The sequence below is a fragment of the Treponema sp. OMZ 906 genome (assembly GCF_024181185.1).
Lineage (GTDB): Bacteria > Spirochaetota > Spirochaetia > Treponematales > Treponemataceae > Treponema.
Window position 1 is genome coordinate 1,293,992 of record NZ_CP051196.1, and the last position, 13,791, is coordinate 1,307,782.

Consider the following 13,791-nt stretch of genomic DNA (forward strand, 5'->3'; position numbering starts at 1 on the left):
CGGTAATATATCGTAAAATAGAAATCATTTCAATGATTTTTGATATCCTGAGTCTTAATAGCACCCGACCGTATCAGCGCTATCTTTGCAGTCACCGGTCCCATCAGTTCATATAACACCGAAGATGCTAGAATGATATTAAATAGGATAAGGCCGTCCTTTTCCGGCAACATTGCTTTACCCATAAACGCGAGTCCGATTGCAACACCTGCTTGCGGCATTAGCGCAAACCCCATATTTTCCGTTATCTTCTTATCGATTGATAATATTTTACATGATGTGTATGCACCGATATATTTTCCGATTATGCGGATGAAGAAATATGCAACGCCGATAATCCCTGCCGTTACGATAATGCTTAGATCCATATTCATACCGGAGATGATAAAAAAACTGCTCATCACCGGGGGAGAAAAATTATTCATTTGGTCGAATAGGGTTTTATCGTTTGTTCGGTTGTAATACACGGCGCCACACACCATACAGGCAAGCAGTGGGCTTACCTCAAAATATGAGCAGATACCGGAAATCAAAAAAAGAAACGCGACAGCTAAAATCAGCCTGTTATCGAAACTTCGCTTTTCCGTAATGAGAAACTCCATACACAGGGCGGTAAAGAAGCCTAACATCAGCATGGCCGCATTAAGGCCGACCGGCGTTATAATACTCATGATATTAAAGACATCACTTTCTTGCGCATTGACGACGGCAACCATAATACTGAACACAAAAAGGCAGACAACATCATCAAAGGCGGTGATACGCAGCAGCAAATCAACAAACGGCCCTTTGCCGTTGTATTCCTTGATAGTCATAATAGTGCTGGCAGGGGCTGTTGCGGTTGCAATCGCGCCGAGTAAAAGCGAGAAAGAAAGCCTCATCTTAAAGACAAAGAGCATAACGACGGTAACTAAGCATCCCGCTAACAGGGATTCGCAGAGCGTGATAAAGACGACATTCCGGAATTCCTTTCTGCCGTCGCTTCGTTTAAAATATCTTCCCATATCGAAGGCGATAAAGCTGAGCGCGATAACCGAGATAACGTCCAAATTGACAATAAAATGGCGATGAATTAAATGTAATCCGCTCGGGCCGATCAGTATTCCGGCAAGAATATAGCCGCTCACTTTCGGTAGCTGGAGCCTTTTGGTGAATCGAGTGACTAAAAAGCCGCTTATCAATATCAGAGAAAAGGATATCAGAATCGTAGTAGGTAAATTGAGGTCTTTAACAATGCTGTAAATAAAATCGATCATATTCATTTTTGCTCATCTCTGATACGCGCAGGTGCGTCGCCGAAAGGGCGATTGTGAATTCAGAGGTGTTTTATACTATAGTATATGGTTAAAAGACGCAACCTCCTTTTGAAAATATACGGCATATCTACTGCGTCGTACGTTGAAAATAAATGCTCAACGTATCATAGATACGCCTCCGCTTTATTTTCAACTATCTCCTTGTATCTACGCCGTCTCTTTTCAAAAGGCTTACGGCAAGTTTATTTTCAAATTGAAAATATACGACGCATCTACTGCGTCATACTGCCAAAAGCATACACGGAGGTTTTTACCGTACATTCGCATTATTTACCAGCCATTTTCCCCTCCGTGATATACAAGAAAGGTATATTCACGGAGGTGTGAAAAGTGAGAAAAACCATTACCATTCCTATGCGTTTTACTGCTCGAAACGACTATGCGTTCAAAAAGCTCTTTGGAACTGAAGAAAACAAAAATATCATGATTGAGTTTCTTTCCTTGGTGACGCAGTTGAGCAAGGACGACTTTGATGATGTCCATATCGAAAACAGTGAGCAACTTCCCCGCTTCTATAACGACAAAATCGGACGGCTCGATATAAAAATCCGCTTACAAGACGGCCGCAAAATCGATGTAGAGATGTCGTTTCCCGATAGACATCCGTGTCTATCGGGAAACACGAGTTTTGCCTTTCGGCAAAACATCGCTTCTGCTAAAATCCACCGCCATCCATGGCGGTATGGATACGGGAAAAAAGCCTCTACCAATAGAGAATAAAAACTGATAGACTGACTACGATTTATATGAATCGGCTCTTTTGGAAATAGGTGGAGCAGATACGAGGCATGAACAAAAATTAGCCGCAGGCGTGCGTTTGCACGTTGAGGACTAATTTTTGTGAAATAACGAAGTAGGTGCCCATATATTTTCAAAAGATAGGAGGTAAAGTACGTGCTAGCACAGGGAAATCCGGCAATGACGAAGGCAAATCGAGTGATGGATATCTTTTATCTGGATGAGCAAGAACGTAAGCGGTATGAGGCAGCGTGGGAATATGAGAGCGACCGGCTATCAATGATAAGCGAGTCTGAGCGGAAAGGCCTTGAACGCGGTGCTCATCAAAAGGCGCTCGAAACGGCAAAGATTTTAAAACAGTTTGGAGATTCTATCGCAAAAATAGCACAAGCAACAGGGCTTAGCCAAGAAGAAGTAGAAGCGATTAACTAATCGATAATGCGGTAATGGGTAATTGAAACCGTTCCGACTTGAGTCTTGACATAACGATGAATATTTTAGATGATGCCGCAATGGAGAGTGGGAGTGCGGTGAAATTTACCAGATCCTATTTGCAGACGCTGTCTACGGATGCTCTTTTTGCGCTGGCCGACCGATATGGGTTGTTTTTGTCATCCGATTTGACTCGGTACCTTTTGATCAGTGAATTACTTGATCTTGATGACGGTTTCGCGAATGATGATGATAGTGTTGACCCTATTTTGGCATCAACACGACCTCAAGAAGCAGCATACGGCTATAACATGACCGAGATAAGGGTTGTCTTAAAGAATCCGCTGTGGTTTTTTGTCTTTTGGGATTTTCATAAACGTCTTTTTACCGAATTGACGGAAGCAAAAGATTTTTCTTTTTTTTCACTTCGCGTGCATTCTCTCGACCTTGAAAACCCTTTAAAATCTTCAGACTTTTTTGATATACAGGTACCAAAGGAAGACCGCAGGCGCTATGTGCATGTTTCTTTTGATGAATACTTGCACCGTATCGACTTAATGGCTCATTTTACGAACGGTCGTGAGCAAATATTGTCGCAATCGAATGTTGTCGGTATGCGGCGAAAGAATATTCCGCAACGGCTTTGCATTTCGCAAAATGCAGTGAATAAGATAATCGGTTTATCAGGATTGACCTCTTTAAAAAAGTCCCACTTTCGGCATTACCGGCAGGCTTTTAGATAGAAAAGCAAGGAAACTATTCCAAAACTGAAGTTTTTGGATAACCCTACGCAGCCCTATGTTCGGAGAACAGTATATTCGAGGTACTCGATGATTAAAAAGACATTACTTTTTATTTTTCATGCTCACGTACCATATATCCGCCAATCGGATGAGAACGAACCGCTCGAAGCGGCACAGTTGTATGAGATGCTGTCATACGGTCTTTTGCCGTTCTTACGAATGTGCAGACGTTTGGATTCCGTTCCGTTTAAATGCGCGCTGGTAATTTCTCCGCTTTTGTGTGAAATGCTAAAATCTTCCTTGTGGCAAGAGCGGTACGGTGTGTATTTGGATCGGCATATAACATTTGCACAACAGGAATTAAAGCGGACATCCGGAACTGCCCGTGAAGATATTGTCAGGATGTACCTTGAATTTTTAACGCTTAATCGAGAAGATTTTCATACCCGTTATAAAAAAGATATTTTGAGCGGAATAAATTTCTTTGTTGCCAAGGGATGCATTGAACTGCTTGCGACGTCGGCAACACCATGCTTTTTCCCGTTTTATCAGGATATGCCGGAAGCGCTTACCGCACAGATTGAACAAGGCCTCAGTAGTTTTCGGGAGGATTTTGAGGCGGTGCCTGCAGGGTTTTGGCTTCCGTCAATGGGATATGATACGGGATTAGACAGCATTATCAAGTCTTATGGTATCGATTATACCGTATTGGAAGGTCAGAGTTTCTTATTTGCCGATCGACCGCCGGTAAATGGTGTCTTTTCCGCCGCCATAGGCGAAAGCGGTTTGGCGTTCTTAGGGAAAGACAGTACAGCGTGTGCTGATGTTGCCAATCCCGAAACAGGGTTTTATCTGCACCCCGATTACCTCGATACCGATAAAGACGTCGGCTTCGAATTTGATGAACAAGCGCTTTCACCTCTGTTCGATGTGAAAAAAGGGCGGCGTGCAACGGGATTTTGCTATCACCGGCGAGGTGGCGGCGAATATAACGCAGCGGCAGGCGTACTGCAAGCGGAAAAGGATGCCGAACGGTTTATTGCAAACCGTAATGCGGTATTAACGGAAGCTATGGAATTGCTCGGTACCGATACCGATCCGCTGTGCTCGGTTTCCGTATTGCCGCTCAGGTTTCTCGGCAAAACGTGGATGGAAGGAATGCGATGGCTGGAAGCAGTGTTTCGCAAAGTTGCGCAGCGGCGTGATATGCAGTGCGCATTACCGACCGAATACCTTAAAAAAGTGCGGCGGATACAGAGTATTAATCCTTTTTATGCTTCCAACCTGCCGAGCGGGTATGCTGATGAACTGATTAACAGCTCTAACGATTGGATGTTTCCTCGTATTCAAAAGGCGACCGAACGGATGATCGACCTCGCAGGACGTTTCCGGAACGATCAAGGCCTTAAAGAGCGGATGCTGAATATGGCAGCGAGAGAACTGCTACTTGCGCAGTCGACCGATTGGCCGCTGATGGCGGATGCCCAAATCTCCGCCGACTATGCCGCCGCGGAGTGTGAGGAGCATCTTGCCGCCTTTACCGATGTATATGATTCGCTCGGTTCGGGCTCGATCGGTACCGACCGGTTGATTAAGAGAGAAAAAGAATATCCGATATTTTCGGATATGAATTATCGTTTTTTCATATCATAGGAAAGTTTTTATGGAGGTAGAAAATGAAATTAGTGCTTATACGGCATGGCGAAAGTGAATGGAACAAGTTGAACCTGTTTACCGGTTGGACTGATGTGGAATTGTCGGAAAAGGGTGTAGAGGAAGCAAAGGAAGGCGGAAAGGCGCTTGCCGCAGCCGGTTTTGACTTTGATATCTGCTATACCTCATATTTAAAGCGAGCAATCCATACGCTGCAATTCGTATTGGACGAACTTGACCGCAATTGGCTCCCTGTCGTTAAAACATGGAAACTGAACGAACGGCATTACGGCGATCTGCAAGGATTGAACAAGGCTGAAACGGCTGAAAAATACGGGGAGGCGCAGGTAAAAATTTGGCGCCGTTCCTTCGATATTGCGCCGCCTGTTCTTTCGGAAGACGATGCACGCTGCCCGTATCTCCAAACCGCATACCGTGGTGTCGATAAGGCGGAGTTGCCCCGTACCGAAAGCTTGAAAGATACCATTGCACGAGCTGTTCCGTATTTTGAATCGGTCATTAAAAAGGATATGCTGGCAGGTAAGCGCGTATTGATTGCCGCGCACGGTAATTCGCTGCGGGCGCTCATTAAATACTTTGAACATTTGAGCGACGAGGAGATTGTGCAGGTAAATCTGCCGACGGGCGTTCCCCTCGTCTATGAATTTGATGTTAATTTTAATGTGGTGAGTAAGGCCTATTTGGGAGATCAGGAAAAAATCAATGCCAAGATCAACGCCGTTGCGAACCAAGGCAAGGCGAAGTAAACGTTAATTTAATCTTTATCATGCAAGAAAATGAAACACAAAACAGCGCACACGTGAATAAACTCATCGTTAAAGGTGCGCGCGAGCACAATCTCAAAAATATCGATGTGGAGCTGCCCCGCGACAAGCTCATTGTGGTGTCGGGGCTTTCCGGTTCGGGAAAAAGCTCCCTTGCTTTTGATACCATCTTTGCCGAGGGGCAGCGGCGGTATGTGGAATCCCTTTCAGCGTATGCGCGGCAGTTCTTAGACCGTATGGATAAGCCCGATGTCGATTATATTGAAGGCTTGTCTCCGGCTATTTCCATAGAACAAAAGACTACGCACCGTAATCCGCGCTCGACGGTCGGTACGGTAACGGAAATTTACGATTACTACCGCCTCCTGTATGCCAGAACGGGGCATCCGCATTGTCCGCAGTGCGGGAAAGAGATTCAGGAGCAAACAGTCGATCAAATTATCGATGCGATTATGAGCTGGGAAGACCGTACCCGTGTTCAAATCCTCGCGCCGATTATCAAGGGCAAAAAGGGCGAACACCAGAAGATTATCGAAGACGCCCAAAAGGCGGGTTTTCTCCGTGCGCGCATCGACGGACTGACGGTTAATTTGGAAGACGGCGTTAAGCTCGATAAACAAAAGAAACACACTATAGAGATTATCGTAGATCGTATTCAGCTGTCCGCCGATGCCCGCAAACGCCTTTCGGAGTCGGTGGAAACTGCGTTGGAAAGTTCCGGCGGGACGCTGATAGCCTTGCGGCAAAAGACAGCGGATGACCCGATAACGGAAGTGTTCTTTTCGCAAAAAAATGCCTGTCCCGACTGCGGTATTTCGATGCCGGATTTGCAGCCGCGCCTTTTTTCGTTTAATAACCCTTACGGCGCTTGCCCCGAATGTACCGGATTGGGGCTTAAACAGCATTTCGACTTTAAGCTGATAGTGCCGGACACCTCGCTTTCCTTTAACGAGGGGGCGTTCTTGCCCTATAATCCCGATTCCGCATGGAACCGCGCCCGTTTTGAAGCGCTTGCCCGACGCTTCGGTTTTTCGCTTGACACGCCGGTAAAGGAACTATCAAAAAAAGAGCTAAAGATCATTATGGAAGGCTCCGGTCTTGAACCGATTGAATTTGTGTACGAACGGCAGGACGGGTCGGGTAAGTCGAAGTACCGCCGTCCGTGGCTCGGAATCTATGCTGACATGCAGCGCCGGTATAACGAAGCGTATTCGGCAGCGCAGCGGGAATCGTACGAAAAATACATGGCGGTTACGACGTGCGAACACTGCGGCGGTAAGCGTTTAAAACCGGAAGCCTTAGCCGTTACCGTCGGCGGTAAAAATATTTACGAGTTAAGCAGCCTTTCCGTCGGCGATTCAATTACGTTTTTTGAAAAGCTCAAGCTGACCGCTACGGAAAAAACCATCGCGCATCAAATTCTAAAAGAGATAACCTCCCGCCTCCAGTTTATGAAAAACGTGGGGCTTGACTACATCACCCTTGAACGGAAGGCAGCGACGCTGTCCGGTGGGGAATCGCAGCGGATACGGCTTGCAACCCAAATCGGCTCCAGCTTAATCGGAGTGCTGTACATCCTCGACGAACCGTCCATCGGATTGCACCAGCGGGATAATCAGCGGCTGATCGATACACTGCTGTACCTGCGTAACCTCGGCAATACGCTCATCGTGGTAGAACACGACGAGCAAACCCTCCGCATCGCCGACTACATCGTAGACCTAGGCCCGGGTGCAGGGGTGCACGGCGGCGCTGTCGTAGCGGCGGGGACTCCCGACGAGGTGATGCAGGTAAAGGAAAGCCTTACCGGTCAGTACCTTGCGGGCACGCTCTGCATGGAACTTCCCGCAGAACGGCGGAAAGGAAACGGCGCCTTTTTAACTTTGCAGGGAGTAACCGAGCATAATTTAAAGAATGTTTCTGTTTCCATCCCGCTCGGAGCCTTTACCTGCATCACCGGCGTTTCCGGTTCGGGAAAGTCCACGCTCCTTTCGGATGTACTGTACCCCGCCGTATCCAATGCGCTGATGCGCAGCGGTCTGCCGGAGGGCGCATACAAAAAGATAAAAGGGCTTGAGCATATCGATAAGGTCATCAATATCGACCAAAGCCCGATCGGCAGAACGCCCCGCTCGAACCCTGCGACCTATGTAGAGGTGTTTACCGCGATTCGCGACCTGTTTGCAAACTTGCCGGAAGCCAAAGCGCGGGGCTATAAGCCGGGACGTTTTTCGTTTAATGTGCGGGGCGGCCGCTGCGAGCACTGTCAGGGTGACGGCGCAATCGCAATCGAAATGAACTTTTTACCCGACGTGTATATCACCTGCGATGTGTGCCGCGGCAAACGGTTTAACAAAGAAACGCTCGATGTCCGGTATAAGGGGAAGAACATCTCCGACGTGCTCGAGATGACCATCGAAGAAGCCGCCGAGTTCTTTGCTCCCGTGCCGCAAATTGCCCGCAAAATGCAAACCCTCCTTTCGGTAGGGCTCGGCTATATCCGCCTCGGGCAGTCAGCGCTTACCTTGTCGGGCGGCGAAGCGCAGCGGGTTAAACTGGCGCACGAGCTTTCCAAGCGTTCGACGGGGAAAACGCTCTATATTTTGGATGAGCCGACAACGGGGCTGCATTTTGCTGATGTTAAACAGCTGATGGAGGTTATTCAACGGCTGGTGGATCAGGGGAATACCGCCCTGATGATCGAGCACAACCTCGACGTCATCCTGCAAGCCGACCACATTATTGACCTCGGCCCTGAAGGAGGTTCCCGCGGCGGTACCGTTATTGCGGAAGGCACGCCGGAAGAAGTTGCCGAAGTGAAAAATTCCTACACGGGATTTTACATTAAAGAGATGCTTGACCGACAGCGGCACAAAAGCTCATAGGTTTTATAGACAGCCGTATAATGAAAAAGCCGCTTGTTTCCGTTTTTTGCCTTTTTTTATTCATTCTCTCTTCTCCCTCTGCGCAGATTGCGAAAGAGCCGAAAGTTATTACCATCAATTCAGTGCGCGTGATGGAGGTATTCAAAAAAGAGAATAAGGCGCAATACAGTACCAAACCGGATAAAACCGATAAGAAAAAAGATACAAATAGCAGTGAAGATAAAACGGAATCTCCGACAGAACAAACCGCCGGTACGGAAAATATCTCCGACACTCAGACATCGGTAACAACCGAAGAGGCGCAAAAAGCCGTTGAGGAAAAAAAAGACGACATTATTGTGTTTACCGGCGGTGTTTCTCTTTCGGTAAAAGACGGCTCTACCGTTTCAACAATCGAATCGGATAAATTAGTGTATAATCGCTCCGAAAATACCATTGAGGCGGAAGGGAATGTTCACTACAGTAGAAAGAGCGGCGGTTCCGATGGGGCGGAAGAATTCATCGGCGAATTACTGCTATTCAATATCGACGAGATGGAAGGTATATTTCTTGACGGTACGATCAAACAGGCACCTCGGAAACAAGGGCAATCCCCTTTTACAATTCAGTCGGCAACGGTTGGCCGTGATTCGAGCGGTGTAATCGGATTTAAAGATGCCGTGCTAAGTACCAACCCCGATCCGGACGAAGAACCGTTGTGGTCTATCCGTGCAAGTCGGATTTGGATGTTACCGGGTAATGAATTGGCATTTGCTAACGGTTATTTCTCCATCGGAATTGTGCCGATATTGTATCTACCGTTTTTTTATCATCCTGCCGATGAAATGCTTTTCCATCCCGTATTCGGCTTTCGAAACCGTGAGGGATATTTTCTTCAAACAACAACATATCTTCTTGGGCGTAAACCGCTTGATACCGATTCCAAAAAATCCGGTTCTTTTTCTAATTTTATGAAAAGTGATCGGCTTAAAAAACAAGAACGAATCGGTTTGTTTTTTAAGAACATGGAAGAAGATGAAACCGATATAAGTTCTGCATATATTAAATTAATTGCAGATACCTATTCACAACTCGGCGGTTTAGTCGGCATAGAAGGAAAGACAATTCCTAAAAACACACCGATTAGACAGCTCGATTTTTCAGTTTTTTTTGGAATGTCTCGGACACTTTTTCCTCTGAATAGAATCGGTACCGGCGGTATCTCACATACTACTTATGATACACATGGAAAAAGGCACTACAATAAAGGTTTTTTTCTGGGAATGCAGCTGCCGTTTCGATACAGAGCGCATATTAATTTTGGAATTTCGCAGGCACCGTTTCAACTTTCGATAAGTGTGCCCCTTATTTCCGACCCTTATTTCAAGAAAGATTTTTTTGACCGATCGGAGGATATGAATTGGTTTAATTATCTTTTGAATAAAGAAAAATTAGCAAAAGGCGCCGATAGTATCGGACGTGAAAGCTCTTATTCTTGGAAAATAGACGGATCAATACGGCCATCATTTAGGAAAATCAGTCCATGGATCTCTTCATTTAATCTGGATACCGCATCTTTGACCGTTGATTTTTCTTCAAAAACTAAGCAATCAGTCACTGCTGAAGAGTTGTATGCTCCGCAGAGGGATTTCTTTTATCCTTCGCTTTTTAAACCGGAAGGAAAAATTTCAATTGCGGGAACCCTCCTATCCAATACTATGTTTAATCGAACACCGGCAAAAAAAATTCCTGATGTGGAAGGCATTGTACATCCGTTTATCACGCAGGATAAAGCACCGTCGGATAGCGAATCGGAAACTAAAACCGCCAATTCAAAACGGGATTTTTTTGATACTTTTATTCCTCTATTTAAACCGGTGTATGACAAAGAGTTCGATCATAGTATTGCATATTCGCTTAGTTATTCAGGTGATTTTTCTGCATTACAGGAAACAACCTTTGCTTCTTCGCAGTGGAATAATCCTGAAGATATAAGATGGAAAGACTATGAATCGCGATATTACCAATTGAAGGGGAGTGCAGGTTTAAAAGGTTCACTATCCTATTCGCAAAATCTTATTTCTCTCTCGAGTAACCTTGTCATTTCGGGAAATTATCAACGTCATCCATGGACACGGGATGTGAGTAAAAAGCCGATTTTAGAACTAAACAACTTTAAAGCAAACGTGTATACATTAAAGAACGAAAACTCAGTAACCGTCAATCCATTCGTGTACACTGATTTATTTAAACCTGTGTCATTCAGCTGGAATATCACAGAAATTTTAGCAAAAAATACATTTATCGGTACTTATAGTAATCCTAAATGGGAAACACAGAGAGTAAAGTGGAATAAAGATTTTATTACTGCGCATACGGGGACAGCAGTATTCGGCGTTATACTCGCAGAAAAATATACGCAAAAAATTACTTTTTCTATGAATTTGCCGCCCCTCTTGCAAGCCTATACTACGTCGCTTAATGTGTCGTTTCCTTATGGCACATTTGCGGCCTCTACAAAGTTGTCCGAAAAAGAGCATTCAGCAAAAAAATGGGCTTGGGAGCCTTTCAAGGCAGACTTAACATGGGTGCTTCCTTATGATATACGGATTGCCCAAACCTATATCTATAATATCCAAGATAAGAGCAACGAGCGGCTGCATATCACCTTTGGGTGGAAATATATTTCCGCCTTTTATACCCAAAGCAGAGAAGTGCCACAAAAGCTCGTACCGGGAAGCGGATGGGTATTGGACGGTACGGAAAAACGGTTTATCCCCTTTGCCTTGGGTTTTTCGTTTTCCAACACTTCCAATCCGTTTACTATTTATGCATGGAAAAACCGTATCAAAATACAGCTTGGATTGTCGTCAACTTTACAGTTTAATTTAGTCCGTATTACTGACAGCTATTTTACGTTTGCTCCTAAGATTATTTTTAATATCCATGAATTTTGGGATTTTTCTTTCGGTTCATCAAGCAGGAATGATGTCATTGCACGATATTTTCAAAAAGCGCTCAATTTGCCGGTTGTTATTCCCGGTAATACTAATATACTTACCGATTTGGCTCAGTCTTTTTATTTTTGGAACAGATCGAAACGGGAAGCCTCGGGATTTAAACTGCAATCACTGGATATCGGTTTTACCCACTACCTCAAGGATTGGAAATTAAAACTCAATTGTGAAATCAAACCTCAGTTAAAGAATGAAGGTTCCCGTAAATATTATGAATTTAGTCCGACCATCACTTTTGCGGTGGAATGGAATCCTATCGGCGATATAAAAGTTGAGGCAAAAAAGAAAGAAGGAAAATTCTCTGTCGAGCGTGGCGAACTACAATAGAGCATCTTCTAAAAACTCAGTAGCGATGTTTCGGCCAAAGCCGAAACTCGCGTTCAAAAATTGACAAGGAGGTCAATTTTTGAACTTGGCACGGATGGCGGTGGTTCCATGCAGCAACGATGTTTTTGCGTGAGCAAAAACTGTAAGCAAAGACTGTACAAGGAGGTACAGTCTTTGCGATGGCATATTCTCGTTTATTGTCGATTGATGTTCTGCCAATACAATAATCTTATCGTCTACAAGGCAGGAAATATCATTAACAATGTTCATGTACATTATATTATCAAACCTTATATTTTCTACAGGACAGGAAAGCGGTAAATTAGTATGATGCAAGGCATTATACAGCGACAAAAAATTCTCTTTTGCAAATATGCGGGCATCTGCTGCGTCGCACGGCAAAAAAGTGTCCTCGACGTATACCCGATACGCCTGCGGTACTTTTTTGCCTAACTCCTTGCATCTGCTCCGCCTATTTGCAAAAGTGCTCATACTATATAACCGCCACGGATGGCGGGGGTTCCAGCATTACGATGTTTTGAGCTTTGCTCAAAACTCGAAGTCAACGACTGTACACGGATGTACAGTCGTTGACGGTCGACAAAAACCGAATCTTTGTATTTTCTGTTTGCTGTAGTCATAGCGGTTTACTCTTACAAGCGGTATTATAGCACAGATTATAGGATTTTGAAATGGAATTGTTGAGTTAAAACGGTTGCTATGGCGTTTTTTTATAACAACCATAGCATAAAAATCCCTCTGGTGTGGTATTCATAATTACCCATTACCAATTAAAGGGATTACCAATTAATTGTTTACCTATCACCAATTGATTACTGCGCACATCTAAAGCTTTTCGATTTCTTCAACGGAAAGACCTGTTCCTTCGGCTATTTTAGCAATGTCGATTCCAAGGCGCTTAAATGCTACGGCCGTTTCACGCTTTGTTTGGTATGAGCCTTCTGAAAAACCTTGTTCAATACCTTGCTCAATGCCTCGTTCAATGCCTCGTTCAATGCCTTCGGCAAAGGCGATTTCTCGTTCTTCGGCACGCTGTACGGCTATATCGGTTTCATAATCATATTCGGCTAGCAGCATATTTATTACCTCCTTAGTCTTGCGCTTTAGATACTCACGCAAAATATTGTTCTCTATACATTCTTCGACGGCTTTTTCAAAACCGTTTTGCGGGTCTATCTCTTTCCACTTTCTTACCGTTTCCACAAATATACTGTATTCCTGTATCGTTTGGCAGTTTTCCAATACCGGATGGCGGTTTTGCCGATTTATATTTATTACTTTAACGGTTAATTCAAGATTAGCTTGTGTTGTGTTTTCTATAAAAGCCTCCGATAGTTTCAGAGTTTTATCAGAAGGATAGGATTCTTCACCATTATAAAAAACATAAAACTCAGGAGTAGGAATATTTAAGAGCTTACGGCTATATTTTTCTTTTGATTCAAAGAGTGTTTCATACAGGCGGCCGATGTATTCAAGACAACGCAGCGGCATATTGGGATTTATCGTAGACTGGTGTTCTGCAAGGACTATTATTCTATTATCTACAAGATAGGATACGTCATTATAGAATGCCATATAAAGAACTTGCTCAAGCCTGATATTTTTTAACTTTCCTACAGCCGTAAGTTTTGTTCCATGCAAAGCATTATAGAGTGATAAAAAGTTTTCTTTAGCCTTTTCATCTTCACTGAATAGATCAACAAATACCGAATCTTTGTATTTTCTGTTTGCCGTACTCATAGCGGTTTCCCTCGCTTATTGCAGTATAGCATAACTTACTCGGATGTTCAAAGAGATCGAATAGGGGAAGCCTTTTCTTTTTTTCGATAAAAAGAAAACTCTTCCCCTCTGACCTCGTAATCCACAATTATCAATTACACATTACAAATTACAAA

General features: G+C 44.4%; 9 protein-coding genes and 1 pseudogene. 7 read left to right on the forward strand and 3 right to left on the reverse strand.

Features of this window, described 5'->3' with window-relative positions; all coding sequences use genetic code 11:
- Positions 1-29: 29 nt before the first annotated feature.
- Positions 30-1,262 carry a cation:proton antiporter gene (locus E4N69_RS05760; RefSeq protein WP_253715589.1) on the reverse strand — a complete coding sequence of 411 codons (1,233 nt, stop codon included), beginning with the start codon at positions 1,260-1,262 and terminating at the stop codon, positions 30-32.
- 384 nt (positions 1,263-1,646) lie between these two features.
- Between E4N69_RS05760 and E4N69_RS05765 the strand changes: the two genes are divergently transcribed.
- The 7 genes from E4N69_RS05765 to E4N69_RS05795 all read left to right on the forward strand — a co-directional run bounded on the left by E4N69_RS05765 (position 1,647) and on the right by E4N69_RS05795 (position 11,875).
- The gene (locus E4N69_RS05765; RefSeq protein ID WP_253824794.1) at positions 1,647-2,036 is read left to right on the forward strand and encodes a PD-(D/E)XK nuclease family transposase; all 390 of its coding nucleotides are present in this window, start codon (positions 1,647-1,649) and stop codon (positions 2,034-2,036) included.
- A gap of 174 nt (positions 2,037-2,210) precedes the next feature.
- Positions 2,211-2,486 (forward strand): hypothetical protein, encoded by a 276-nt coding sequence (locus E4N69_RS05770; protein WP_253824795.1) that lies wholly within the window; start codon positions 2,211-2,213, stop codon positions 2,484-2,486.
- Between the two features lie 98 nt (positions 2,487-2,584).
- Entirely contained in the window at positions 2,585-3,229 is a 645-nt protein-coding gene (locus E4N69_RS05775) for a DUF4912 domain-containing protein (protein ID WP_230978107.1), read from the forward strand.
- Between the two features lie 87 nt (positions 3,230-3,316).
- The gene (locus E4N69_RS05780) at positions 3,317-4,882 is read left to right on the forward strand and encodes a 1,4-alpha-glucan branching protein domain-containing protein (RefSeq protein WP_253824796.1); all 1,566 of its coding nucleotides are present in this window, start codon (positions 3,317-3,319) and stop codon (positions 4,880-4,882) included.
- Positions 4,883-4,905: 23 nt separating this feature from the next.
- Entirely contained in the window at positions 4,906-5,649 is a 744-nt protein-coding gene (gene gpmA, locus E4N69_RS05785) for a 2,3-diphosphoglycerate-dependent phosphoglycerate mutase (RefSeq protein WP_253715597.1), read from the forward strand.
- A 20-nt stretch (positions 5,650-5,669) separates the two neighbouring features.
- The gene (gene uvrA, locus E4N69_RS05790) at positions 5,670-8,552 is read left to right on the forward strand and encodes an excinuclease ABC subunit UvrA (RefSeq protein ID WP_253824797.1); all 2,883 of its coding nucleotides are present in this window, start codon (positions 5,670-5,672) and stop codon (positions 8,550-8,552) included.
- Positions 8,553-8,572: 20 nt separating this feature from the next.
- Positions 8,573-11,875, forward strand: coding sequence for an LPS-assembly protein LptD (locus E4N69_RS05795; RefSeq protein WP_253824798.1), 3,303 nt, complete (start codon positions 8,573-8,575; stop codon positions 11,873-11,875).
- A 180-nt stretch (positions 11,876-12,055) separates the two neighbouring features.
- On the opposite strand, the pseudogene E4N69_RS05800 reads toward E4N69_RS05795, so the two are convergent.
- Together E4N69_RS05800 and E4N69_RS05805 are read right to left on the reverse strand one after the other, a co-directional pair.
- A pseudogene (locus E4N69_RS05800) lies at positions 12,056-12,277 on the reverse strand (hypothetical protein); the annotation flags it as partial.
- A 444-nt stretch (positions 12,278-12,721) separates the two neighbouring features.
- Positions 12,722-13,636 carry an Rpn family recombination-promoting nuclease/putative transposase gene (locus E4N69_RS05805; RefSeq protein WP_253715602.1) on the reverse strand — a complete coding sequence of 305 codons (915 nt, stop codon included), beginning with the start codon at positions 13,634-13,636 and terminating at the stop codon, positions 12,722-12,724.
- Between the last annotated feature and the right edge of the window lie 155 nt (positions 13,637-13,791).